The sequence below is a fragment of the Paenibacillus sp. FSL K6-2859 genome, from assembly GCF_038008265.1.
In the GTDB taxonomy this organism is placed as follows: domain Bacteria; phylum Bacillota; class Bacilli; order Paenibacillales; family Paenibacillaceae; genus Paenibacillus_AQ; species Paenibacillus_AQ nitricinens.
The window spans coordinates 6,738,081-6,764,368 of record NZ_JBBOYU010000001.1 but is presented as its reverse complement, the minus strand read 5'-3'; the positions used below and the strand labels follow the sequence as shown (position 1 = coordinate 6,764,368).

At 44.1% G+C, this 26,288-nt stretch carries 22 protein-coding genes and 1 pseudogene; 15 read left to right on the top strand and 8 right to left on the bottom strand.

Annotation, left to right across the window (positions count from 1 at the left end):
• Window positions 1-28: 28 nt before the first annotated feature.
• The 3 genes from MHB64_RS30125 to MHB64_RS30115 are packed head-to-tail and all read right to left on the bottom strand — an operon-like array spanning window position 29 to window position 2,647.
• Window positions 29-934: a DUF5643 domain-containing protein gene (locus MHB64_RS30125; RefSeq protein WP_341136005.1), complete on the bottom strand. Its 906-nt coding sequence runs from the start codon at window positions 932-934 to the stop codon at window positions 29-31.
• 20 nt (window positions 935-954) lie between these two features.
• Window positions 955-2,112, bottom strand: a complete 1,158-nt coding sequence (locus MHB64_RS30120; RefSeq protein ID WP_341136004.1) for a DUF4179 domain-containing protein — start codon at window positions 2,110-2,112, stop codon at window positions 955-957.
• A complete protein-coding gene (locus MHB64_RS30115) occupies window positions 2,105-2,647 on the bottom strand; it encodes a sigma-70 family RNA polymerase sigma factor (RefSeq protein ID WP_256989671.1) in 543 nt (180 codons plus the stop codon). Before MHB64_RS30115 ends, MHB64_RS30120 begins: the two co-directional genes overlap by 8 nt.
• Before the next feature lie 352 nt (window positions 2,648-2,999).
• Here MHB64_RS30115 and MHB64_RS30110 point away from each other — a divergent pair, with 352 nt between their 5' ends.
• Both MHB64_RS30110 and helD read left to right on the top strand, forming a co-directional pair.
• The gene (locus MHB64_RS30110; RefSeq protein ID WP_341136140.1) at window positions 3,000-7,058 is read left to right on the top strand and encodes a glycosyl hydrolase 53 family protein; all 4,059 of its coding nucleotides are present in this window, start codon (window positions 3,000-3,002) and stop codon (window positions 7,056-7,058) included.
• Between the two features lie 298 nt (window positions 7,059-7,356).
• Entirely contained in the window at window positions 7,357-9,780 is a 2,424-nt protein-coding gene (helD, locus tag MHB64_RS30105) for an RNA polymerase recycling motor HelD (RefSeq protein WP_341136139.1), read from the top strand.
• On the opposite strand, the gene MHB64_RS30100 is transcribed toward helD, so the two are convergent.
• A complete protein-coding gene (locus MHB64_RS30100) occupies window positions 9,744-10,226 on the bottom strand; it encodes a VOC family protein (RefSeq protein WP_094868475.1) in 483 nt (160 codons plus the stop codon). The two genes, helD and MHB64_RS30100, sit on opposite strands and share 37 nt — an antisense overlap.
• A 159-nt stretch (window positions 10,227-10,385) precedes the next feature.
• On the opposite strand from MHB64_RS30100, the gene MHB64_RS30095 reads away from it, so the two are divergent.
• The 10 genes and pseudogenes from MHB64_RS30095 to MHB64_RS30050 all read left to right on the top strand — a co-directional run bounded on the left by MHB64_RS30095 (window position 10,386) and on the right by MHB64_RS30050 (window position 19,704).
• Window positions 10,386-10,820 carry an Lrp/AsnC family transcriptional regulator gene (locus MHB64_RS30095; RefSeq protein ID WP_341136003.1) on the top strand — a complete coding sequence of 145 codons (435 nt, stop codon included), beginning with the start codon at window positions 10,386-10,388 and terminating at the stop codon, window positions 10,818-10,820.
• 100 nt (window positions 10,821-10,920) lie between these two features.
• Complete coding sequence (locus MHB64_RS30090; RefSeq protein WP_341136002.1) at window positions 10,921-12,657, top strand: sensor histidine kinase; 1,737 nt, start codon at window positions 10,921-10,923, stop codon at window positions 12,655-12,657.
• An 11-nt stretch (window positions 12,658-12,668) separates the two neighbouring features.
• Window positions 12,669-14,243 (top strand): response regulator, encoded by a 1,575-nt coding sequence (locus MHB64_RS30085; protein ID WP_341136001.1) that lies wholly within the window; start codon window positions 12,669-12,671, stop codon window positions 14,241-14,243.
• Window positions 14,244-14,412: 169 nt separating this feature from the next.
• On the top strand, window positions 14,413-15,333 hold the full coding sequence (locus MHB64_RS30080; RefSeq protein WP_094868472.1) for an ABC transporter permease: 921 nt from the start codon (window positions 14,413-14,415) through the stop codon (window positions 15,331-15,333).
• A 39-nt stretch (window positions 15,334-15,372) separates the two neighbouring features.
• Window positions 15,373-16,254, top strand: a complete 882-nt coding sequence (locus MHB64_RS30075; RefSeq protein WP_094875299.1) for a carbohydrate ABC transporter permease — start codon at window positions 15,373-15,375, stop codon at window positions 16,252-16,254.
• Window positions 16,255-16,307: 53 nt separating this feature from the next.
• The gene (locus MHB64_RS30070) at window positions 16,308-17,903 is read left to right on the top strand and encodes an ABC transporter substrate-binding protein (RefSeq protein ID WP_341136000.1); all 1,596 of its coding nucleotides are present in this window, start codon (window positions 16,308-16,310) and stop codon (window positions 17,901-17,903) included.
• A gap of 235 nt (window positions 17,904-18,138) precedes the next feature.
• Window positions 18,139-18,423: an alpha/beta-type small acid-soluble spore protein gene (locus MHB64_RS30065; RefSeq protein WP_076285007.1), complete on the top strand. Its 285-nt coding sequence runs from the start codon at window positions 18,139-18,141 to the stop codon at window positions 18,421-18,423.
• A gap of 189 nt (window positions 18,424-18,612) precedes the next feature.
• Window positions 18,613-18,795: pseudogene (locus tag MHB64_RS30060) on the top strand (YiaA/YiaB family inner membrane protein); the annotation flags it as partial.
• A 57-nt stretch (window positions 18,796-18,852) separates the two neighbouring features.
• Window positions 18,853-19,089 (top strand): YiaA/YiaB family inner membrane protein, encoded by a 237-nt coding sequence (locus tag MHB64_RS30055; protein ID WP_306035596.1) that lies wholly within the window; start codon window positions 18,853-18,855, stop codon window positions 19,087-19,089.
• Between the two features lie 27 nt (window positions 19,090-19,116).
• Window positions 19,117-19,704 carry a DUF1349 domain-containing protein gene (locus MHB64_RS30050; RefSeq protein WP_341135999.1) on the top strand — a complete coding sequence of 196 codons (588 nt, stop codon included), beginning with the start codon at window positions 19,117-19,119 and terminating at the stop codon, window positions 19,702-19,704.
• A 98-nt stretch (window positions 19,705-19,802) separates the two neighbouring features.
• On the opposite strand, the gene MHB64_RS30045 is transcribed toward MHB64_RS30050, so the two are convergent.
• Window positions 19,803-20,405, bottom strand: a complete 603-nt coding sequence (locus MHB64_RS30045; RefSeq protein ID WP_094868469.1) for a TetR/AcrR family transcriptional regulator — start codon at window positions 20,403-20,405, stop codon at window positions 19,803-19,805.
• A gap of 136 nt (window positions 20,406-20,541) precedes the next feature.
• Between MHB64_RS30045 and MHB64_RS30040 the strand changes: the two genes are divergently transcribed.
• From MHB64_RS30040 to MHB64_RS30030, 3 genes are all read left to right on the top strand, one after another.
• The gene (locus tag MHB64_RS30040) at window positions 20,542-21,792 is read left to right on the top strand and encodes an MFS transporter (protein ID WP_094868468.1); all 1,251 of its coding nucleotides are present in this window, start codon (window positions 20,542-20,544) and stop codon (window positions 21,790-21,792) included.
• An 88-nt stretch (window positions 21,793-21,880) separates the two neighbouring features.
• Window positions 21,881-22,471, top strand: coding sequence for a spore coat protein (locus MHB64_RS30035; protein WP_341136138.1), 591 nt, complete (start codon window positions 21,881-21,883; stop codon window positions 22,469-22,471).
• 142 nt (window positions 22,472-22,613) lie between these two features.
• A complete protein-coding gene (locus tag MHB64_RS30030; protein ID WP_341135998.1) occupies window positions 22,614-23,924 on the top strand; it encodes an amino acid permease in 1,311 nt (436 codons plus the stop codon).
• A gap of 4 nt (window positions 23,925-23,928) precedes the next feature.
• Here the strand turns inward: MHB64_RS30030 and MHB64_RS30025 are convergent, their stop codons facing one another.
• The 3 genes from MHB64_RS30025 to MHB64_RS30015 all read right to left on the bottom strand — a co-directional run bounded on the left by MHB64_RS30025 (window position 23,929) and on the right by MHB64_RS30015 (window position 26,119).
• Window positions 23,929-24,702 (bottom strand): YqcI/YcgG family protein, encoded by a 774-nt coding sequence (locus MHB64_RS30025; protein ID WP_094868466.1) that lies wholly within the window; start codon window positions 24,700-24,702, stop codon window positions 23,929-23,931.
• Window positions 24,703-24,794: 92 nt separating this feature from the next.
• Window positions 24,795-25,421: a LysE family transporter gene (locus MHB64_RS30020; protein ID WP_094868465.1), complete on the bottom strand. Its 627-nt coding sequence runs from the start codon at window positions 25,419-25,421 to the stop codon at window positions 24,795-24,797.
• A 107-nt stretch (window positions 25,422-25,528) separates the two neighbouring features.
• On the bottom strand, window positions 25,529-26,119 hold the full coding sequence (locus MHB64_RS30015) for a DUF1989 domain-containing protein (RefSeq protein WP_094868464.1): 591 nt from the start codon (window positions 26,117-26,119) through the stop codon (window positions 25,529-25,531).
• Window positions 26,120-26,288 lie beyond the last annotated feature (169 nt).

The window sequence follows — 26,288 nt, the reverse complement described above, 5'->3', positions numbered from 1 at the left end:
TATGGATCTGTTGCTGCGATAACGATTATTATTTCAAAGGAATTTTGATCTCCAGTTGTTTGTTGTAATTCTTAACTACATTGCCTTTGGCATCTACTTTATAAGCCCCGGCAGTGCCTTTTTCAAATACCGCTTGATAAGGTCTGATAATGAGATATTCTGCGGCCGGGCGAAGCGCCTCGAACAATAAATCTTCAGAAACAGTATTCTGGGTTGTTGCAACAGATTCCCGTGCAATATATTCTAATTCGTTTCCCAGATTATCATAAATATCATATCCTAAAGCCTGTGCTTGGGTAGCAACCCCTTTCACTGCTAAAGCAATGCGCACAGAAGTCTCTCCCACAGCAACATGATTGGTTTTGATTTCAAATTGGTTGTCTTTCTTTAAAGCGGGTAGCTGAATGTTACGCGCTACTCCTGCTTGCTTGAGAGAAAACTTTAGTACATACGGATCTTCGATTCCGTTAAGCTTCACATGGATGCTCAATTCAGAGGAAGCTAGGCTTGCCTTTTGCTGTTCAGTTAGCCATCCGGTCTGCAATACAACAACCGCCTTGTTGGCGTCAGCATCACTGATCCAGCGTGGTGATTGTAAATCAATCCCTCCTGGTCCAGAGATCTTGGCGTCTATCCCCACAATGGTTCCTTCTGCCAGATAAGTTTCACCTTTCTCATTCAAGGTTACTCCTGCGAGCATTCCTGAGAACACGGATCCCTCACGGTTCAGATCGATCTTAATATAATTACCGTCAAACTGTGCACTGCCCTTTAAAGTAAGCTGATCGTGTGAATCGGCGACTTTTGTTGTATTCAGGGAAGCTTCAGCGGCGGTTTGAACACTGGCTGCTTGGGTTAGCGCCGGCATTCCCAACGCTCCAAGGCATACAGCAGCACTTAAAATTACAGACAGTTTCGTAGTCATTTTCTTCATGAAATCCATCTCCTTAGTTTTTATTTAACTAGCACGTTTATTTCCAGACCGTCGATATAATGCTTCATAGGATTTCCAGCATGGTCTATTTTGAATGCGCCACTCTTACTTTTTGGGTCCTCGAACTCATAAAGATAGCCACGGATTGTGAGCATATTGGGATGTTTCTCGAACGGCTCTACAAGCAGATTCAGATCCCGCGATCTATTGGAAGACAGGAGTGCTTTTTGTGATATATTTTGCAGAACCATCCCCTGTTCGTCCATCACTTCAAAGCCAAATGTATTAAAATCTGCGTAATCGCCGCCAGTCTCTTGTTCAAGCTTAAGCAACAGACGTGTGGTTAATGGGCTATATTCCAGCTTTTGCAGCGTCAGACTCCATTCCTTTGCTTGTGCACGTACATCAGGTACGGCAATACTATTTTCTGTGACCTTCCGTGCAGGAATCTCTAGAATATATGGTGTATCTATACCGTTTAAGAGAAGGGTTACAGTCAGTACAAATTGATCAGGAAAAGGCTTGGTGATCCCCAAATTCGAAGCATCCACCAGTTCAAAAATAGCTGTATTCTGCTCCTTGCCTTCCATCCAGGATAGAAAAGGAACAGCTTCCCAACGACCATCTGAGAATTGCTCCATTGAAACCCCATCGATCAATACTTCTGCTGACATTATCGAACCTTTCCCTAGAAAAGGTTTGCCATCTGCTCCAATCGTCACCCCGGCAAGCTTACCGTCCAGCCCTTCTCCCTCACGTTTCACTGAGAATGCCAATCGGTTGCCATCAAATACTGCTTCTTCGGCAGACAAGGTGATTCCATCATGCGTATCACTGCTATTCGGTCGGGTGATCAGACCCAGACGCTGAGCGGCCTGCAATCCTATGTCATCTGCCCTTTCAAAAATCCCACCAATCAATGGAAGCTGCTTGAGCGCATTGGCCAATGTTGGCGGATAGACGGCCGTTAGCATAACACTGAGCACTATCGCTGCAGATACAGCAGCTGCGATTTTTGGATATATCCGTTTTTTCTTTTCCTTTTTCACAGGATCCTGGACAATTGTGGCGAGCGATGCATAAATGGAATCCTGCCGCGACCGCAGTAAAGGAGGAAGCTCCTGTGTATTAGCCTTTCCTAGCTCCCTGATCTGCTTCTCTAAATGGTTATTATTCATTAGCAAGACCCTCCTCCCGCACAGGATGTATCTGTTTGGACAACAATCTCCGTGCGCGATGAAGTCGTGCTCTGACCGCTCCCTCGGAGATGTCGAGCACATCTGCAATCTGCTTAATGGATAAATCGTCATAATAAAAAAGCACGATAGCAAGCCGCAGGGATTCGTCCAACTGATTAATGAAGCTTTGCAGGTCTACGTTGCCTGAATCTTCAAAATGCACATAGGAATCAACCGGTTCTTCGGGAATCTCCGCCACAGCTATAGTTCGCTCTCGCATACGAAGTAACTGATTGCATTCATTAATCAGGATGCGTATAACCCACGTTTTAAAAAACTTAGGCTGTTTAAGGTTGGTGAGCCCTTTATACACCTTCAGTGTCGTTTCCTGAAGAGCATCCGCGCAATCTTCATCTTTTAGCAGAATGGTTTTGGCTAATCTGTACAACTGGGATTCCAGTTGCCTGAAAAGACGGGTAAACGCCTCGTGGTCGCCTTTCTGCGCTTTTTTGATATCCAGTTCGTTTTCCAGCAAATGATTGTTCCTCCTTGAGGGCCCTCTGTATGATTAGATGGAGAAGGCATACAAAAAGTTATATTTGGATAAAAAAATCTAAAATCTATTTAATATCATCTATTCCAGAATAATGGAAAATGAAGATTAAAGCCTATAAAGCTTGCTTAAGCATACAAAATGTTATCTTTTCATCCGTTACTAAATATTTTAACTATTGGTATATTGATTTGTAAGTGCTTACATAAATCAGAACGCGCACATATGCATCTAAAAATTTAGAATGGAAGGTGATCAGAACGTGAGAGTTAATCAAAAGGGTATCTCTGCATTTTTAGCAGTGTTGTTGCTGCTAAGTTCATTCTCATTCAACATGAGGAGTGCTTTGGCTGCAGATTCGAACAGTTCTTTAATAGTAAATGGCGGTTTCGAGGACAATTTCTGGGAAGATGGATCATGGAGTGTCGATGCGGCAGATTGGGATCAGGTAGAAATTAAGCATTTTGCATATGCCGATGATACTTGGCTAAATCCAGCTGAAGGTGCTCATGCTTTTAAATATTGGATTAACAAAGTTGCTACTGGAAACCAGACCATCTCGCTTAAGCAGACCATAACGAACCTGCCTGCGGGAAGTTATGAGCTCTCAGTTAAGTCAATGGGCGGTACTGACAATGAAACGGGGAATGTTGAATTGTTTGCGGGTGACGAGAAGGCATCCGCTGTGGCTACCACTGGCTATAATGCTTGGGGAACACTCAACCTGAAATTTATCCTGAAGCAGGCTACTCCGAGTCTTGAGGTCGGTGCGAATATAAGCGGCGCTCCAAGCGCATATGGATTTTTGGACAGCTTTGAGTTGAAACAAGTGAGTACGGATACGACCCTGCCGGTGCCGGCAGATATTTTTGTGAAGAAGGTGGAAGGACTTCAGCCTGATTTTATTAAGGGCGTGGACATCTCCAGTATTATTTCTTTAGAGAATAGCGGAGTCAAATTTTATAATGAAGGCGGAGCTGAGCAGGATATATTTCAAACCGTACATGAAGCCGGGGTTAATTACGTTCGGGTACGGATATGGAATAATCCTTTTGATACAGCTGGAAAAGGTTATGGTGGGGGCAATAATGATCTGGCAACCGCGATTGAAATTGGTAAAAGGGCGACCGCAAACGGCATGAAGCTGCTAGTGGACTTCCATTATTCCGACTTTTGGGCCGATCCGGCCAAGCAGCATACGCCGAAGGCATGGGCCAATTTGAGTTTTGAAGATAAGAAGACTGCACTTTACGAATATACCAAAGTAAGTCTGCAAGCCCTGCTTAATGCAGGAATTGATATTGGTATGGTTCAGGTAGGCAATGAAACGAATGGACAATTCGTTGGTGAATCTAATTGGACGAAGATGAGCCAATTGTTCAATGAGGGAAGTAAAGCCATTCGGGAGATCAATCCGAATATTCTGGTTGCTCTGCATTTTACAAATCCGGAGTCGGCAGGCAGATATGCCACTATAGCGAAGAATTTGCAAGATAACAATGTAGACTATGATGTGTTTGCAAGTTCTTATTATCCATTCTGGCACGGTACATTAAGCAATTTGACAGCTGTGTTGAAGCAAGTGGCTGATACTTATGGAAAAAAAGTAATGGTAGCAGAAACCTCTTACGCGTATACCGCTGAGGATGGGGATGGACACGGAAATACAGCACCGCAAAGCTCAGGTCAAACCTTAAACTATCCTATAAGCGTTCAAGGTCAGGCCACTTCGGTTAGAGATGTAATTGCAGCGGTTGCGAATGTGGGTAAAGCGGGAATTGGCGTGTTTTATTGGGAGCCTGCATGGCTTCCGGTAGGTTCGAAAGACAATCTGGAGCAGAATAAGTTGATTTGGGAACAGTACGGTTCCGGTTGGGCATCCAGCTACGCGAAGGAATATGACCCTGATGATGCAGGGGAATGGTATGGCGGAAGTGCCGTTGATAACCAGGCTTTGTTTGATTTTAACGGACATCCGCTTGCCTCGCTGAATGTGTTCAAATATGTGAATACAGGCGCAGTGGCCCCTATTGCTGTAGATGAAATTAAGGATGTTTCGATAACGGCGATTGCTGGGGAGCCAATTCATCTGCCAACAGAGGTAAGTGTTACTTACAATGATGGAAGTTCCGGCAAGATGTCAGTCGTTTGGGATCAAGTTGCGCTTGAGCAAGCCATTAGTAAGGGCGCGGGCAGCTATGTGATCGGTGGAATGGTGGAAGGCGGTCAGGTGGTAAAGGCTTTTCTAGTTATTAAAAAAGAGAACTTTATCGTCAACGCAGGCTTTGAAAATAGTGATAGAAGCATGTGGAAAATCACCTATGCTGACGTTAATGCTCCACATACAGACTACCAAAATAAAGTTACTGATGCCAAAACAGGCAACTATTCACTACATTTCTACTCTGCAAAAGCAGTGGATTTTAGAGTAGAGCAGACTATTTCTGGTCTGAAGCCGGGATATTATAATCTTTCGATGTTTATTCAAGGGGGAGATGCTGCCAACCCCAATATGAATCTATTTGCTGTAACGGATGGTAAGGAAGTGAAAGTAAACACCGGTGTGAAAGGATGGGCACAGTGGAATAATTCTGAGATCCAGGATATTCTCGTTACCGATGGAACCCTTACAATCGGAGCTAATATCAAAGCAGATGGCGGCGCATGGGGATCGATTGATGATTTCTATCTAAGCTTTGTCAAGGGTATTGAGGAATCTGCTATTGTTGATACGAATGCAGAAGTACAAAATATCACATCTATGACAGCTACGGTTGGAGGAAACATCACTTCGGACGGTGGTGCTACGGTTACAGAGCGCGGAATGGTATATTCTACTAGTGCCAATCCGACAATTGAGGATGGTAAGGCTATAGCTGAATCAGGTGGAACAGGAGCCTTTTTAGTAAGTCTTACAGGACTTCAGTCTGGATCTACCTATCATGTACGTGCCTATGCTGTGAATGGAGTCGGAGTAAGCTACGGACAAGAGATTACGTTTACAACATTAAGTTCCAGTGCAAGCTTGAACAGCTTGAATTTGAGTGGGATAATATTGGATCAAACAGTGAGCGGAAGTGTATACGATTATACAGCGAATGTACCGTATTCCTTATCTAACTTCACAGTAACGGCAACGGCCAGTGATGCGGTTTATGGCACCTTGACAGCGAATATGTACAATAGTGCCAATACGCTTGTGGCGGGTCCGATAAGTTTGGCAAGTGGGGCTACCAGCATAGAGCTTCCTCTTGAAGTCGGTAATAATAAATTGGAGTTATTCGTAATTGCCCAAGATGGTACAGGTACGAGATATACAGCAATGATAACGAGAGCTGTGCAAGATAACGGTTCTGATGGCAATGGAAACGGTGGTAATGATGGTGGTAGTACCTCTAATCTATTACTTCCGGTTATCTCCTCCAATGGGAAACTGACGCTTCCTGCAGGTCAAGCGGGCGAAGTCAGACTGGATAATGGGCTTGTTATTTCTATTCCAGCTAATGCTTCAGGCAAGCAGTTGGTATTAACGATTGAGAAAGTGCTCCAAACAGAGAGTCTTCTCAGCAATCATGAGATTTTCGTAAGCCCGATCTATGAAGTTCTAAAAAACTTCGCGGAGAACTTTAGTAAACCAGTCACGATAACCTTTGTGTTCGACTCAGGACAAGTGAAGAGCGGTCAAACTGTAGCGATCTTTTATTATGATGAAGTGAAGAAGAGCTGGGTGAAAGTTAATGGCGGCAAAATAGATGGAAATCGTATTGCTGCAGATGTGGAGCACTTTACGAAGTTTGCTGTACTCGTAGTGGATCAAGCGACTGGATTACCAGTAACAAATGCATCTACTGAACCGACAATAGAGGCTCAATTTAGCGATATCTCGGGACATTGGGCACAGGCTAATATTAAGAAAGCGGTGAGCGAAGGGATCGTCAAGGGTTATACCGACGGAACGTTCAAACCGAATGATGCGGTGACACGCGCTGAATTTGCGGTGATGCTGATGAATGCGCTGAAGCCTACAGGAAACGGTGTGGAACTGGGCTTCACAGATACAATCCCTGCTTGGGCCGAGAAGTCCATTGCACAAGCCTTAGAGGCGAAGATTATACGCGGCTATGAGGATGTTACCTTCCGTCCGGCAGCGAGCATAACACGTGCAGAGCTTGCGGTAATGATCGCTAGAGCAGCAGGAGTAGATTTAACAACGGCGGCATCAACAGGCTTTGCTGATGATAGCCAAATTCCTGCATGGGCAAAGGATGCAGTTGCAGCCGTGAAGAAATCAGGCATTGTGAGCGGACGTAACGGCAATGTATTTGCACCAAATGAGACAGCAACAAGAGCAGAGGCAGTGACCATCATCATGAATTTATTGCAAACTAAATAGTAAGCTTACTTGAGTAAGAAAATAGACCGTCCGAGGGACGGTCTATTTTCTATGTACGCCCAAGCTAGGCATTCAAAAAGAAGAACCAGCAGAGTCTGCTGGTTCTTCTAACTTATATATATAATTTGCATGCAAGAAAAGTTCATGATATTATAAGATAATCACTGTTTATTTCGCTTTTTTGAGCATAAATGTAACATCTTATCTACACTATTATAATACCATGTAGATTAACAGTTTGTCAAATTTTAATTTTTGCTTCTTTATAACAAGACTGAAAAGGAGCGTGTTCGTGAAGATGGTAAACGTAATGGATTGGCAGCAAGAACAAGATCGGCTTGATTTGGTTACGGAAAAGCTGCGATCAAGAATCGCAGCACTAGAACCAGAAGTGACTGGGTTACGTGATCAAGTGGTGGACATTCGCAAGCGGTTTTGGGAAGAAGTCACGGTCAATACGAGCACCGACGAAGATTTCGAAGAGACCTTCTACAGTATAAAGCAGCAAGAAGCGTTGTTATCCGAGCGGGAGCGCAGCCACCGGCAACGGGTGCAGCGTTTTAAGAATATGCAACGGCTACTGCCGTCTCCCTATTTTGGACGAATGGATTTTCAAGAAGACGGTTTGAGCTTGAGTGAGAAAATTTATATCGGAGTGGCTTCTTTCGTTGATGCAGACGGTGTGGACTTTCTGGTGTATGACTGGCGAACGCCTATTGCAAGCATGTACTATGATCATTCCCCAGGGCCATCTACTTACGAAACGCCGGGAGGACAGATTACTGGTAAGATGATGCTGAAGCGACAATATCAGATCCGTTCCGGTCAGCTCCAGAATGTGTTCGATACGAGCTTAACGATAGGGGACGAATTGCTGCAGCAGGTGCTTGGTAAAGGCGCAGATTCACAAATGAAGAGCATTGTGGCGACCATCCAGAAGGAACAGAACGCCATCATCCGTAATGATAAAAGCCGTATGCTTATTGTGCAGGGAGCGGCTGGCAGCGGCAAAACGTCCGCAGCGCTGCAACGGGTAGCCTATTTATTATACAAACACCGCGATAGGCTCAAGGCGGATCAGATCGTTCTTTTTTCGCCAAATCCGATGTTTAACAGTTATGTATCGACGGTGCTTCCTGAGCTCGGCGAAGAGAATATGCAGCAAACGACCTTTCAGGAGTACCTTGCCTATTGGCTCGGATCCACGATGAATTTAGAGGGCCCCTTCGAGCAGATTGAATATGTACTGACATCACAATCTTCACAGGGGTATGAAGCACGGTTAACGGGGATGCAATATAAGGCTTCAGAGGCTTTCCTGCATGCTCTCCAAAGCTACGCATTATGGTTAGGCAAAGATGGAATGCTGTTCCACAGTATTCATTTTCAGGAACGCGAGTTGATTACTGCGGAGCAAATGAAGTCGCAATTTTATAGCTATGACAGCTCTATACGATTGGCTAATCGCGTCGCTTTACTACGTGAGTGGCTGCTGCGTGAGTTGACTAAGCTACAGCGTCAGGAAATGGAGGCACCCTGGGTTCAAGATGAGGTCGATTACCTCGACAATGATCAATATGCCGAAGCATACAGTGAGGTGCTTAAGAAGTACCGGCGAGAAGAGGCTGTCTTCGATTTTACGGAGCAGTATCTTGAAATCTATGGCGATTTTCGTACTCAGAAGGACGGGGAAGAGAATGTCTTTGATTTTAGTTCGCAGGAAGATGAGCTGCTGCGGGGCATGATCGTGAAGGAGCACTTCAAACCGCTGAGACGGGATGTCAAACGGTTAAAATTCATAGATATGATGGGATTATACGAGCAGTTATTTAGGGATGAAGCCACTTATCGGAATATGACGGGTGAGACCGAAGTACCTGATCAATGGCCAGAAATCTGTATGCAAACGAAAGAAAAGTTGAGCCATACCGAACTTTTTTATGAGGATGAGACCCCATTCCTTTATTTAAAAGAGCTTATCGAGGGTTCACGCACGAATACAATGGTGCGGCATTTATTTATTGATGAAGGACAGGATTATTCGCCGTTCCAATTCGCGTTTCTCAAGCAACTGTTTCCCCGCGCCAGCATGACAGTACTCGGTGATTTCAGTCAAGCGATATTCCCGCAAGCGACGAATTTGCAAGAGGTGGATTCTCCTTTGATCCGGCTTTATGGTGAAGAGGAAACGAACCTATTTCGTTTAATCCGAAGCTATCGTTCGACTCGTGAGATTGTGGAGTTTACGATGGCGCTGCTACCTAATGAAGAGATCGTACCTTTTGATAGGGGAGGCAAGAAGCCGCACCTATTGAAGGCTAGCAATGATGTGGAGCGGGCGGTGCGGATAAAAGAGGATCTTGCGGCGCTTATGGCTGAAGGTCTAGACTCCATCGCCATTATTACTAAGACTGCTGCGGAAAGCCGCGAAGCCTATGAAGCATTGCTTGCACAGGGGGGCGAGAATCTGCGGCTTATTACGAAGGAGACGCTCACCTTTGAGAAGGGAACGCTAATTATCCCTGCGTACCTTGCTAAGGGCGTAGAATTCGACGCCGTGCTAATTTACGATGCTTCTACGCAGACTTATCATCGGGAGAGTGAACGTAAACTCTTTTATACAGCTTGTACACGCGCGATGCATCGGCTTCTACTGTACACGACAGGCGATTGGTCGTACTTTATTCAAGCCTTGGATGCATCTTTGTATGAAGTAGTGTAATTAGACATATCAAAATCAACTTCTTCAAGAAATTCGATAACTTCCCCATTGGGGCTGTGAACGATCGCGTTCTTGATCAGAAGAGGCGGTTCACCAAGGGAAAGCGAATCTGGTTCTATAAAAGCCTTTGCTCCATGAGCAAGGGCTTTTTGGTATATCTCATCCACATTATCTACGTAAAAAGCAAAATGTAGTAACGCTCCGTGTGCTACTTCCTCTTCAGACAAGGCTTTTTTCCCTTGGGCGGCAATGACTGCATCGTTATCAAAAATCTCTAAGCAAGTTCTTTGATCAGGTGAAATAAGCATCGAAGCTTCTTTGATTTGAAAGGAGGGCAGACTCCAATGATGACCTAACTTGAACCCTAAAACGTCGATATAAAATGAAATTGTTGCTTTATAATCTTTGGCTTGAATCGCTATATGTGCAAGGCCTTTTACGCTCATCTTTAATCGCTCCTATATCTAATGTACTATTTATTATAGTTGGATTAAAATAGGAGATACATATATAAGATAAGTGTTTTATACTGACATGGTTATTGAATATAAGGTATTTTAGACGAAAGAGTTTATTTTATTAAATAACGTTAGGAGGCGCTTGATATGGAGCATCTTATGGATGATATTGATAAAAAGATTATGCAATTATTACAGTACAATGCCCGAATGCCCATTTCACAAATCAGTAAAGAGGTTTCGATGTCACAACCATCCGTTAAAGAAAGAATCATTAAGTTGGAGGAAAGGAACATCATATCGGGGTATCATACAGCTTTTAATTTGCGGGATCTGAACCGGGGTACGACTACTTTTATTCTAATTAAAACAGAACATTGTCAAGAGCTCACCGATTTTTGTAACAATGCTATGGAAGTTACCGATTTGTTCCGCATTAGTGGAGAATATAATTATCTCATTAAGGTACAGACCTCAACGATTGAGGCGCTTGCTGAATTTCAAGATCACCTTATAAAGTTCGGGCCTTCCAAATCGCATATTAGCTTGAAAAATATTTTGGAGAACAGAGTGCTACTCTAAAACAAAGTTTCCAAATACAAGATATAGTAACCGCTTTCTTTTCGTTGTAGAATGGGTCGAAATAGCAGTCGTATGGATACGTATATAAGGGAGCATGCGCATGGAGAGAAAACTGTCTAGTAAAAAGTATATTCCATTCACATACAAGATGATGATTCCGTATCTCATTCTTGTATTGCTGACAGATATGCTGGTAGGTTATATAGCCTATACAATGCTCGTAGAGTCCAGGACTGAAATGGCGGAAACGAATGTCCGGACCGCATTAAAGCAGACGAGGAACAACATCGAATACCAGACAGATGAAATCAAACGTATGACCAACTCGCTGTTTCTAAATACGAATTTTCAGAATGCCCTTCAGTTCAGGGGAGATCCTTTGGAAAATATGCTCAAAATGAGAGATGATATCGTTCCTTATATGAAAGCCCCTCTGCAATTGTATGGGAACAAGCTGAGACTTGCTCTTTTTACCGTCAATGAGACGATGCTTGAAATTACCGGGGATGATATGTCGACACCCATCGGTCGGAGTGATTATTATGTTCTTTCTGACCAGGTGATCGAGAATACGGAGTGGTTTAAGTCGATTGTTACGAATAATCAAGACAGTTTGTGGCTTCAAGCGGATACCGACCGGGAGCTGGGTAATATTTCATATTTCCGCAAGCTTGTTTCTTCCAAGGCAGCACCTGCTATTATCGGATATATTCGCGTTACGGCGAGGATTGATGAGCTATTTGGTAATTTTGATACTTTTCCGATTGAACAGGGGATTGAACTTCGTCTGTTGGATAGGGCTACAGGAATGACTTTGTATGAGCAAGGTGCTGCTGCTGAAGATACGAAACAAGATGCTTATTTAGTTATTGGTGAAGATATTCCGGTATCAAGCTATGTCATTGAGGCGCGCGTACCTCACTCTTATTTGAACAAAGATGCTAGTAGAATGCGGAAGGTGATTAGTACCGTTTGTTCCATCAGTTTTTTGGTGATGGCTATGATCGGTTTTCTAGTCGCACGTATATCTGGCAAGAAGATCAAGCGGATTGTGTATTTGGTCCGATCGTTTCAGGAGGGTAATTTTTATAAAAGAATCGGATTTCCGGGGAACGATGAATTTGTCTATATCGCTAATAGCTTCAACCAAATGGCGACCAGCATTCAGGAACTCATCCGGAACGTTTATGTGCAGGGCATTCAGAAAAAGCAAGCGGAGCTGGATGTGCTTCAAGCCCAGATCAGTCCGCATTTCCTGTACAATACGCTGTCCACCATCGGAAGTCTGGCCAATATGGGGGAAGTGGAGAAGGTTACGCAGATGGTGCAAGGCCTCTCCAAGTTTTATCGACTCACATTAAACGACGGGCATGTATATATTTCTCTTGAAAATGAGCTGGAGCAGGTGAGGATGTATCTGGAAATTCAGAGAGTGAAGTATGCGGACGCCTTTGAGGTTTATTATGATGTCGATCCGGAAATTTTACAGGTGCCTATTATTAAGCTGATTTTGCAGCCATTTGTGGAGAATATATTCAAGCACGCCTGGTTCGGGGAGACCATTGCGATCCGTATTACTGGAAAGCGGCTGGGTGACCGCATCGAACTCAAGGTCATTGATAACGGGATCGGCATGCGGCCGGAGACACTTCAAAACATGCGATCAAGCGCATATCAACCAGGCAGCTACGGTCTGAGAAATGTGGAAGAACGAATTAAACTGCGATACGGGAGCGATTTCGGCATTCAAATCGGCAGCTATTTTGGAGCGGGAACGACAGTTCAAATTATTTTACCGGTGGAAAATGCAGAAATCAGGGAAGTGATGGGGGAGTGAGGAGTATGGCAATGGAGATCAATGTTCTGCTGGTGGATGATGAAGTAATCGATTTGGAATGGCTTAGACGGCGTGTAGCCGGCAGTGATCATTTGTCTTTGCATAGCGTGAGAACGGCAACGAGCGGGTTTGCCGCTCTGAAAATGATGGAGCAGCATCCTGTTGATATCATTCTTTCTGATATCGGCATGCCGATTATGTCGGGCGTGGAATTTGCGCGGAAAGCGAAGGAGATTAACCCTGAGGTCCATATTCTTTTTATTAGCGGACACCAGGATTTCAATTATGCCAAGGAAGCGATTCAATTGAATGCATACAGTTATCTGCTTAAGCCTGTGGATGATGACGAGCTGAACGAGACGCTGACCGAACTCTGCGCCAAGATTGAGAAGGAGAGGACGCAGCGTACTTCCTTGTCGGAAACGCTGACGCTTGTTAATCAGGAGCTACTGCTGCGTTGGTTTAACGAGGCGGCACCGGGACAGGTTGAAACGCACATTCACAACGTCCTCACGCCATACTTACAAGGTGCATCGGCGGTTGCCATCATTGAGATCGACGACATGGCGCGAAAAATCCAAACCTGGACGGAAGAAGAGCGGAGTTTATGGAGCAGCACTGCCAATCAGTTTATCCGGAAGTTTGCTCAGGATCAAAATTTGGGCATGGTAATTACGACCTATGACGATCACTTTGTGATCCTTGCTGCGGTTCAGGAACAATATTTTACAGCTTTGCTGGAAGAGTTGATTCGGGCGTTCTATCAGGAGTTCTCCTGTTCGATTACGATCGGAAGAGGAATGTACACAACCGACCCGGTCAAGCTACATGATTCCTATCGGCAGGCGCAGGCCGCTTTAAGCATTAAATGGATCGTAGGGAAGAATAGGTTAATCCAAGATGCCTCGGAATGGTCTCCAAAGGAAAAGATGGCTTCGGACTTAGAGGTTATTGTGGATCGTATGCTTAAAGCTATGCTCGACTACGACCTTACCACTATTGATGATTGCTTGCTTCAACTATTTGCCGGAGACAGCCCGATCTCCCAGAAAAACGACATCTACGATATTATTATCCGGATCACCTCTAAGCTTCATGCTGATCTGCAGCAAATGAATGAGCATTTGTACGAGATTTTGAATTGGGATTCGCATCATCCTTTTGTGCTGTTTCAGTTCGAAACGGTGCATGATATCCTATCGTGGCTGAGAAGAAGATTCTTTGAACTGTCTGAGCTGCTTTATTTGAAACGCCAAAGGCAAAAACGTAAGTTAATTGATGAAATCACGGAGTATGTGAAAGAAAGATTAGATCAAAAAATAACGCTAAACGAGGTCGCCGCACATTTCGACTTTACCCCTAACTATCTGGGGCATCTGTTCAAGGTCGAAACCAATAGTCTCTTCAGCGATTTTCTAAGTGAATTACGTATGAAGCGGGTATGCGAGCTACTCGAGGATCCAACAAAAAAAGTATATGAGATTGCGGAACAAGCCGGATATAAGAACATTATTTATTTCAATAGGCAGTTCAAGCAATATATGGGCATGTCGCCCGGCGAGTACCGGAAGAAAAATAAAATCTGAATCGATTGCTTATTGAGGAGGCTCGTGTTCTATATGGAACAGGGTCTTCTTTTTTATCGAAATTGTTTAAGAATCGTTGAATTAGTATTATGTTTAGTTGTTTCGCTGAATTATCTCACCGCCGCCGTCCTTTTATAATGAGAGATATAGAGAAGAAAGGGGTGCAAAGATGAAAGGGCATACATTTTGGAGCGATTTAAAAAACTATAGGGTTCTGTTGCTGATGCTGGCTCCGGCGGTTGCTTTTTTTCTTTTGTTTGCCTATGTCCCAATGGCGGGCATTATTATTGCCTTCAAGCATTATGATTACGCGGGCGGTATTTTTGGAAGTGCCTGGAACGGGCTCGATAACTTCCGATTTTTCTTTGAATCGGGAGATGCCTGGCGGGTAACACGGAATACAGCATTGTACAATATTGCATTCATCGTTGTAAATAACGCTTTGCAAATTTTTGCAGCCATTATGTTATTTGAGGTCGGTGGCAAATGGTTCCGCAAAATTACGCAATCGGCGTTGTTCCTTCCCTATTTTATTTCATGGGTAGTTGTCGGCGCGATTGCCTATAACCTGCTCAATTATGATATTGGTACTGTGAACGCACTCCTTAGAGGACTCGGGCTAGAACCTATTGATATTTACAATACGCCTGCCTACTGGCCGTATATCCTGGTTCTCGTGTCCGCCTGGAAAGGCCTTGGATACGGAACGGTAATGTACTTGGCTGCGATTACGGGCATAGATACTGAACAGTATGAGGCGGCTGAAATCGATGGCGCCAATATTTTTCAGCGGATCCGGAAAGTGACGATTCCAAATCTTTACCCGACGATTATTATTTTGGTGCTGCTGGCGGTCGGGAATATTTTCCGCGGTGATTTCGGGATGTTCTATAACATGATCGGCAATAATGGCTTGTTGTTCTCTTCGACGGATGTTATCGATACCTTCGTCTTCCGATCGCTGATTACTTCGAATGATATCGGCATGTCGGCTGCAGCTGGCGTTTTCCAGTCCGTTCTTGGCTTCGCAACGATCATGACTGTGAACTATGCTGTTCGTAAATACGATAAAGACCGCGCCTTATTCTAACCGCATCAGAGGTACAGTTTTCATAATGGAGGTAACGATATGAAGCAGCTCGATCGTAAAATATTCTCGGGTATTGGTTATGTATCCCTAATCGTTCTCGCAATTTTATGTATATTCCCGTTTGTACTTGTCGTCTCTTCATCACTGACGGAAGAGTCAAAAATATTAACAGAGGGCTATCAATTTATACCTACGGCCTTCTCAACAGAAGCCTACAGCATTTTGTTTAAGTATCCCGACCAGATGATTCAAGCCTATATGGTGACCATAGGCGTTACTATAATAGGCACATTGCTTGGCTTGTTTCTGACTTCGATGACGGCTTATGCGCTATCCAGAAAAGATTTTAAATGGCGTAATAAATTTTCGTTCTTCTTTTTCTTTACAACTTTATTTAACGGCGGTCTGGTTCCATGGTATCTGCTTATGGTCAATTACCTCCATATCAAAGATACACTGATGGCTTTAGTGATTCCGATGATGCTCAACGTCTTTTACATTATTGTTATGAAGTCGTTTATGGGCAGCATTCCGGAAGCAATAGTAGAATCGGCTAAAATTGACGGTGCAGGCGATTTTAAGATTTACGCCCGTTTAATCCTGCCTCTCTCTAAGCCGGCGCTAGCTACTATTGGTTTGTTTCTGGCTCTTGCCTATTGGAACGACTGGTACAATGCCCTTCTATTTATTTCTGATGAGAAGCTGATGCCGCTTCAATATTATTTGTACAAAATGCTTGGTAATATGGACGGCATGCGAAAAGCCATGATGGGTGCAGGAGCAGTCGTAACCACATCGATTCCAAGCGAGAGCTTGAAGATGGCAATGACGGTTGTAGCTACAGGTCCGATTCTGCTCGCTTATCCATTCGTTCAGAGATATTTCGTTCAAGGCTTGACGATTGGCGCTGTGAAAGGATGAACCCGGGGAAATCCGGTTTATCAATATAATGAATACAAGGGGGAAGGCTTGAAATGCTGAGAAAAAATAGATTCATTATGCTCGCACTCGTTTTAACCTTCGTAATGATCTTGAGCGCATGTGGTGGTGGCAACAACAACGCCAATACACCGGCTAAGGCTACCAATAATGCCGCTGAGGTAACAAGTGAGCCTACCGAAACAGCGAGTGCAACGAATGCAGCCGAAACTTCAGATACCATAGACACCTCTAAAGAAGTAAAGCTGAAAATGATCTTCGTTGGGCCTAAACCGATAGACTATGATAGTGTTTTTGCTGAAATTAACAAGAAACTGAAAGAAAAAATTAATGCGACCCTTGAGGGAGAGTTCTTGGACTGGTCTGACTGGGCTCAAAAATATCCACTGAAGCTGGCGGCAAATGAAGATTTTGACCTCATCTATTCGGCAAACTGGGCTGGTTATAATGACCAGGCGCTGAAAGGCGGATTTCTAGAATTAACCGACGAGCTGCTTACCAAATATATGCCGCAAACTAAGGAAGCTATGTCAGATGTGAGCTGGGATCAGGCAAAAGTAAACGGTAAGCTGTATATGGTTCCGCAAAACAGAGGAGAGTCTGTTGAAAAGCTGATTCTATATCGTGAAGATTTGCGCAAGAAATACAATCTTCCTGAAATCAACAGCCCGGAAGCATATGCTACCTATTTGAAGACGATAGCTGAGAAGGAAAAAGGGATTACACCTTTCACTCCGGAAACAGGAGACTGGAAGTATCATAACTTGGACCGTGTATTACTGAAGCAGCAAAACGAATGGAATATGTTTGACCTGGATCTTCCGTTTGCCTTCAAATTGACCGATGAAACAGGCAAAGTCTTTAACGTCAATGAAACGCAAGAGTTCAAGGATCTACTCGTGTATTACAAAGATCTCGCTGATAACAATGCCTGGTCGAAAAACGTTCTGAACAGCAAAAATGATCATCAGGCGGATTTTAAAGCAGGCAAAACGGCCTCGATTACACATAATAACGGAACACTTGGAGCACTCATGGCCTTGATGCGCCAAGAAAATTCTCCTTATGAAGTGGCGTTGGCTGATATCAACCAAGGGAAGAAAAAATCAGTGGCGATTTCTACACAAAACGGTACGTCGATTCATGCGACTTCCAAAAATGTAGAACGTTCCTTGATGCTGATTGATCTGATGCAGAATGATAAAGAACTGCATGACCTGATAATGTACGGAATTAGTGGCGTGCACTATGAACCGGTTGGCGACACCAAATACAAAGCACTCGACAAAAATCCAAACTTTACTGGATTCTCTAATTGGAACTTCAACTCACCACTCAATCTTGACAATGAAGCATTCCCTCAAGAAGCTAACGATCTGGCTAAGGGATGGGAAGCTAACGTCTATCACTATGCCCTTGAAACCTTTGTATTCGACAATAGCAAAGTGAAGACGGAAATTGCCAATGTGGGCAATGTAATGCTCCGCTATGCCATTCCGCTCGAGTACGGCGTAATTAAAGATATCGACAAAGGCCTTGCAGATTTGAACAAACAGCTGAAATCAGCTGGCATTGATAAAATCCAGGCTGAGCTGCAAGCGCAAATCGATGCTTTCTTAGCGAACAAGTAATATACAGGATAAGGGAGGCCCAACAGTCATGAAATGACTGTTGGGCCTCCCTGTTGTGGGGATCGTCCGAATAGGAGGTCGCTATCGGACACAGGATTTATCTTTAAATTTACATCAAATTATCAAATTAACGGAAGTTTAGCACCCTCTTGGAAATAATCGGAGCAAATCAACAGGGGTGGAGGTTCCGATTTCCGGGCATGTTACTTAAAACATGTTTAGGAGGGGATAAGGGATGTCCAGAAGAAACAGGAAATATGCAGTGCCGGGAGTTAATCGCGGAATGCAAACATTTAAAGCCGAGGTGATGCGGCGCGAGGGTTATGATGTAGATCCGGAGCGGCCTGATGATGTGAAATATGAAGTCGCAAAAGAACTTGGTATTCCATTGGAACACGGTGAGAATGGACATTTGAGTACAGAATCAGTGGGTCAGATTGGCGGAAAAATTGGTGGATCGATGGTCCGCGAGATGATTCGGCTCGCACAGCAGCAATTGGTGGATCAGGAGAGGGAGTAGCATTTCTAAATCATAAAGTTGCAGAAAATGTAGGAGGCGGCTTTAGTCCTGAATTACCTGGGACTGAGACCGTTTTCTTTGCGTTTTCCCAAAACAACCTAATTAATGGTAGAATTTTACCGATGTTCCACGGTATAGTGAAGAAGGTTATAACACCATTCAATTCTGTATTGGGAGAGGAATCGTCGGATGAATCAGAGGTATCGTAAACGCAACACAGCTGCTTTCACAGGGGTATCGTATTTTGCATTGGCTGCAGGTCTTTTTCTATTCTGTTTGGGGGTGTACAACGACGATTGGGAATTGAACGTTAAAGGGTATTATTTGCTTTGCATGGTGTTAATTACGATTAGCTGTATCGTTGTGCAAAAGGTTGTTAGAGACAATTCAGAGGATAAGGAAATTAAGCTAGAAAATCCGAAACACAGGATGAGAAATACAGGGGCTTTCACAATTATGGCTTTTGCAGGCTTGGTTATTGGGTATGTAATGTTCTTTATTGGTCTGTACAATGCTCCATTTCAATTGAATGTAAAGGGGTATTATATAGCTGTTATTCTGTTGATTTCATATAGCGCCGTTGGCGTTCAGAAAGTGACGAGAGATAACGCGGAGGATAAAGAGATTCTCGCCGAGCAAGATGCCAGGAGGGACATTCAAGGGTAAAGAGGGACCTAGATAAGGAGCAGTGAAATGAACTTTATAAAAGAAAAACTCTTTTGGCAACATCCAATAAGCACTTCTTCTATTACAGATAACAAGATTGAAATTGTGACTGAGCCTAATACTGATTTTTGGCAACGTACCTATTATGGGTTTAGAAATGATAATGCACCTGCACTACTGATGAAGACTGATGAGAAATATTTTTCTTTTATAGTGAAGACTGATTTTGATAGTGCTCATAGATTTGATCAGTGTGGAGTAATTGTCTATCAGGACAGTGACAATTGGTTCAAGGCATCGATTGAATATGAGAATGAAGAATATCAAAGATTGGGTAGTGTGGTTACGAATCACGGATATTCGGATTGGGCTACAACAGATATCGATGCAACAATAAAAACAATGTATTACAGATTAAGTCGGCGTGAGAGTGACTTCTGTGTTGAAAATTCTCTTGATGGGATTACATTTAAGCAGATGCGTATTTTTCATTTGTTTGAAGGGAGCGAGTATATCAATTTTGGTTTATATGCTTGTAGCCCAGAAGATTCATCATTTAAAGCAACATTTACAGAAATAGAAATCACAGAATGCCAGTGGTTGGAACATAAATAAAGTTATGGAACTAAGATTAAGCTAAAGGAGCCTCGTGAGTAATGACGAGGCTCCTTTTTATTTTAAAATCTTTGTATGTTAACAAAGTTTTGAATGAACTAACCGGGCTCGCGTAGGCACTCATTTTTTAAATAAGCAGCAAAGCTCTTGATATTCATCCGTATGTGCCGATTATTACCTTCGAGCTTGCTCATCATGATACCGCCCTCCATGATGGAAAGGGAGAAGGTAGCTAGTGCCTCAATATCGAGGTCTGCTTTGAATTCACCACTTTGTACACCCTCAGAAATGATTTTCTTTTTGGATTCTAGTGTGCCTATTAGGGCTTGCTGGGCTTTTTCACGTAAGCCTGGATGACTGTCGTCGCTTTCAATAGCCGTGTTGAGGAGCGGGCACCCCCCAATAAAAGGTGGCGCTTCAACTACTTTCTCGTACACATGTAAATATGCTAACAGCTTGCCAGAGGCCGTTTCTTGCTGACTAATGGCATTAGCTAGTTGGGCCCCCACAATACTACCCGCATAGCTAAAGGCTTCATATGCAATCTCATCTTTACTGGAAAAATGGCGATAAATGCCACCTTTCTTAATGCCTGTCAAATCTGTTATATCAGATAACGAGGAGCCCGAATATCCCTTCTGGTTAAACAGTTCAGCGGCTTTAGCTATGATGTAATTGCGAGTCTTCTCCCCCTTTTCCATTATCATCCTCCGTCCTTAATTGTATATGTACACGTAGTATATCAAATGAAATTATTCTGTTGCAAAAAAAAGCATTTATGCTAATATAAAAGATACCGATCGGTATCTTTTATATTAGACAAGGGTGGAAACCATAATGGAAACGACATGGTTTAAGGAATCCAGGTATGCATGGATTGGATTAGGATCTCTCTGGGTTATTGGATTTATTGGTGCATTGACCCGCTTCAGCTTGTCTTTCTTTCAGGTGCAAATATCGACGGATTTACAGATTAGCAGGGGATTTATCTCAATGGCATGGTCCACCAATTTATTCATCGTAGCCGTATGTGCACCTTTGGGGGGCTGGCTCGTGGATCGGTATGGTACAAAGAAGATACTAATGTTAAGTGCAATTTTGAGTACTTTGGGTACTGGTATTGTCGTGTTAGGTCACCATCCTATTGTCTTTTTTATTGGATACGGTGTTATCTCTGGTTTGGCAGGTATTGGGGCGACGACGAATTATATATTGATGTTTGAATGGTTTAGGCATCATCGGGCTAAAGCAATGGCTTTGCTGGCGAGTGCTTCTTCCGTAGGATTAGCGATTGTTACTCCTATTTTCGTAACCATAGACTGGCTGACTTGGAAGAACGCTTTTATGGCTTCTTTTATCTTAGGTGTTTGTGTGACGCTTCCCGTAATTTGGTTAGGAATTAAGAGTTCACAACCGAAAAATACGGAGAGGGCTCCTTCGGATCGTTCAATAGAAGTCGATGGTCAAGATACATTATCTAGCGTAATTGCACCGTCTAAAAGATTTATCTCTTTTCCTATCTTTGTCGTGGTCGCGATTGCGTTGTTCACCTGCGGTATCAATATGGGATCCGTCGAGATGAATTTGGTAGCCATACATCAGTTGGCAGATGTATCACCAAGCATGATCGCCTTATCTATGAGCATACTTGGAATTATGGAAATCACGGGGGCGCTTATTTGCGGCTATTTTCTGGACCGATACAATAAATTAATGATGATGTCTCTATTGTATGGCATACGTATTGTAGGTTTTGCTTTCCTCTTTATGCATTTAGGAAGTTCACCAATTCTTTTTGCTATAGCGTTCGGAATTACCTACTTAAGCGCATTACCAGGTGGAATGCTTGTTATTAATGAGATTGCAAAGGGTAAAGGAAAACAAACCGGTGTTCTACTTCTCATACACCAGGGCGGCGGTATAGTAGGTGCATTAATTGGAGGCCTGTCCTTCGATTATTTTGGGGATTATCAGAACTTGATTGTTGTTGATGTTATAATCTGTATCCTCGTAACGATAGGGTACTTCGGATTATTCACGACACATAGAAGGAAGATTCGGATTGATAATAAGAAGGTGCATGCATAATTGGCCACCTGATCCTTCATATTATTGAGGGTACTCATCTAAGAACAAAGGAGAATACACTTTGCAGCAGCAACTACAGCCAGGAAGCATGACAATAGGGGGACAGCAGCTAGACCACGGCGCCCATGAAATGTTCGATGTGCACGAGGTATTGTCCTGCCAGATCAATGTACTGGACCAGTTTATGATGTTCAGAACTTTTGTACAGGATCAAGAGCTTTTGTCTATTTTGGATCGGCAGTACAATTTCATGCTGGATCAGTACAACTTGACCTGCCAATGCTTTAAGACAGGGCAAAAGCCAAGCCAGGAAACGGCTACCTATCTTATCCCGAATATGACACAGCCGGTTTACGGCCTCCAACCGGCCCAGCCGAAGAAGCCTAACCAATCACTGGAAGAGGTGAAAGATGCGGGCGTCAGCGGGTATATGCTGGGTCTAATCAAATCCCATGCCTCACTGCTGGCCATGTCTTCACCCGAAGTGACGAACCCAGCGCTGCGCCGGGTGCTGGCTTCACAGGTGCAGAATTTTATTGAAATGGGATATGAGTTGTTCCTTTATCAGAACAAACATGCCTACTATCAGGTTCCGCAGCTTCAGGTTTCAGTAATACAGCAGATGCTGGATGCCTATGTTCCCGCTGCCGGTTCCCCTCAGATGCCCGTAAATAACTAGGCACTGACCAATTCTAACCGTAGAAGACCCGACTCGTTTGTTGTTGAACAGGAAGTCGGGTCTTCTTTTGTCTGCCTAAGCCTATACCAGAATAAAATAGCTCCCGAAAACGCATAGTAACACCAGACGGGGGGATATACATATGGGTACTCCAACTGGCAAGCTACCTTGGTGGCAGCTTACTCTGTTTGGTGTAGGCTGCACAATTGGCACGGGATTTTTTCTTGGTTCCAGCATCGCTATCCGTAAAAGCGGATTATTGGTGTTGGTTATTTTTGTGTTAGCGGCTGTGGCAACTCTGTTCGTCTATGAGGCGCTGGCCCAAATGACTATGCAGGATCCTCAAAAGGGTTCTTTCCGTAGTTATGCTAAGGCGGCTTTTGGACGTTGGGCCGGATTTGGCATGGGCTGGATCTATTGGTGTTCAGAAATTTTAATACTTGGCAGTACTTTGACTGCTTTGGGACTGTTCTCGCGGGTATGGTTTGCGAGTTGGCCGCTTTGGGTTTTTACCGCAATTTATGCCGTGCTGGGTCTGCTGGTAATTATTCTAGGTAGCCAGGGGATTAACAAAGCGGAAAATGTATTCGCCATGATCAAAATCGCCGCGGTACTGATGTTCATCGTGGTCGCCGTGGTTGCCCTTTTGAGAGGGAGGGGGAATTGGGATACGGTTCACAGTTCGGCAGCATGGTTGAACAAAGGGTGGATGGGCGCTTGGAAAGGGTTACTTTATGCGTTCTATGCTTTTGGGGGTATTGAGGTTATGGGCTTTATGGCGATGGACTTACGCGACCCAAAAGAAGCTCCGAAAGCAGGCAGGTTTATGCTGCTGGGCGTGACCCTGCTGTATGTACTGTCGATAGGACTCGCCCTATTATTCGTGAGCCCTGAGAAAGTGAGACCTGATCAAAGCTCAATTATTGCTGCTCTTGAAGCGATGGAACTACCTATTCTTGTATACGTGCTGAACGGGGTAATGATCGTGGCCGGGTTCTCTATCCTAGTGGCTTCATTGTATGCGGTCTCGACTATGCTGGTGACCTTGGCCGAGGATAAAGATGCCCCTTCTTGGTTGGCGGTGACAAAAGGAAAAAGAAAGATGCCGCTCTACGCGCTTGGTATTAATATGCTGGGCCTTTGCGTGACAATTGTACTGAGCTTGTTTCTGCCAAAGCAAATTTTTGAGCATATCACTACAGCTGCCGGTCTAGTTATTTTGTACACATGGCTATTTATCCTTGCCTCTTTCCTTAAGCTATTGAAACCAAAGATGGGCGGTTGGATTAGATCCTTGGTTGCTATGGCGCTGATCATTGCTGCCGTGGCAGGTACACTTTTTGAAAAAGGGGGCCGTCCCGGCTTCTGGTCCAGCCTTCTGATCATCTGTGTCGTTGCTTTAATTACCTGGTTTAGGGAGCACCTCTTGAAAAAACGCGAACAAACCTCATAAGCGCTTAAGAGTGAAATTTAATTCCTATAGCTTTGAACTTGTTCTTCATATAAGTATATGGACATTTAGACGGCGCACTTTCGTCATCCCGCAGAAAATATTGCTTCCATTCCAAATTGCTCTCCTGCCCATACCATTGAAGGGAAGGATGCGCAGGTATACTATCATAGTCTGCGAGCTTCTTGCGGATCTGCTTTTTCATATTTCGACCAAATGCGGTAGAATCGTTAATATTCTCGAATACCCAACGCGGCTGAAAGGCAATCACAAAATAAGGGGTATGGCGGCTTCTTCGCAGCTCATGTGCCGGGGTTGCGCAGAACGCAAAATACGGATGCCCATCATAGCAGAACTCCCACGAAGGATGTGCGGGATCGGTAGAAATTTCATCCGGCCAGGGCACCGTATCCACCGCACTGACGCGGCCCAGAATGGACCAGAACAAATTCTCATATTCCTCGATGGAGTAGCCTTCTGCCAGATCTGCCGGAGTTTCAAAAAACAGGACAAGGGAGGCATATTTACCGGTATCCCGCGAGCATTGGCCATATTGGCGAAGTAAATAAGCGACTTCCGTAGTCGAGTCTTCGTTTCGTGGATCAGCAACGAAACCAAAGCGTAAATTATTGGATAGAAACCCCTGCCGTCCCGGGATACAGGGATATTTGCCTTCAGGATCTGCAATCATAGATGTAAATTGACGAAAAGCATCCTGCTGCCAGTACGGCAGCTCAGCCAGATGTTCATCCAGCCAGACCTTTGTGTTCAAATGGGCCATCCAAAAACACCCTCCTCGTTAAGTTCAAAACATCCTATGCGAAGGGAGGGAGATAGGTGAAGGCCTAGGAAATCTCTTGCTGGTTGAACCTATTAGCCAAACAACTGTATAAATGCCTGAGAGCCGAAGTAGATGCCAAAACCAAGAAGGCAAATCCCCGCGGCAAGGGAAATGAACCGGAGCATAGAAGGGCCGGTGAACCGATGAAAGAAGCTAGACAGCATCGCCATCACCACATCCCAGAGTAGGATGCCGACAAAAATACCCATGCTGTTCCACAGCACCTGATCGAAATGTTGATTTTCTATGCTTTTGGCCAGAATGGAGCCGTAAATGCCTAACCAGAACAGAATGCTGAGTGGGTTCATCAGTGCCATTAGAAATCCAGAACGGAAGGCGCTAGTGCCGGTCTGTGCACCACGCGAGGCGGATCCAGGCACGGCATTGATATTTTTCAAAGTGTCAATTCCGGTATACAGGAGAACGAAGCTGCCGAATGTCCATAGGAAGGTTTTCATAAACGGGGTATTCAGAAAGTGAGCTAATCCAAAGTAAATGAGTAGCATATACACTAAATCCGCACACATAGCCCCCAGTCCAATCATCCAGGATTGGAAAAATCCCATCCGCGCTCCCCGGTCAAGCTGGGCTGCATTGATGGGACCAATAGGTGCAGATAATGAGATGCCGAGTACTATATAGGTGATAAAGCTATTCATGGTCATCGCTCCTTGAATGAGATGTTAACTTGTACAAGTCATTCTATTCAAGAAGTGGGCCGGTTAGAAGACGAGCCTGGTGGGCGCTATTCTTTTTGCAACATACTCTAAAGAATCTCTACGGCAATCGGTGTACACTTGTACCCATTGCAGACACTTTCGGAGCAGGGACAAGCTGATATGGCAATGATCAGATCCATCTCAGCCCGCAACTCCATATAATCCCCGGCTTTAGAAAGCGGTCGCTCCACGCTGACTTTTCCAGAAGGATCAATGACAGTATTCATAAAAAGATTAAACGGATAATGCTGATCGGGAGCGGGCAGGCCAAACTCCGATAGCGCCTCATTCAGGTTATTGTAACAGCTGGCGTGATCCTTTTTGTTATACAGCACCTCATACATCTCGGGACGACAGGCAGAGTTAATGAAATCATGACGGCCCACAGTATCCTTAATAATCGTAAGCAGTGGCCTGTATTGGTTGGAATAGAGGATGTCCCCCGGGAGCACATTCATCTTGCCTAGAGCATCTATCGTTACACCGGGGTCAATCCGTTCATTAGGGCGAACGGCGTTATAAGCAGCAAAATCTGCTACCTGCTCTCCTTCTACATCGGTTACCCGGACGATCTGCCCTTTGTCCAACTTGAAGCCCAATCCCTTGGTTGCTGGAATTAGCCATTGGTGTTCACTCATGAGTATTCTCCTTCGGTCATAGTCTGTGAGAAGTAGTATGGCTTTTTGCCAAAAAAGTCATACCAAGTATGGAGCAGTGTGACGTTCATAGAAACAATTGTATTAGATATGATGACATTACAAGCCTATAGTAGCGTTGTTGCAGGAATCATCCCATTTGTCGTTGAAT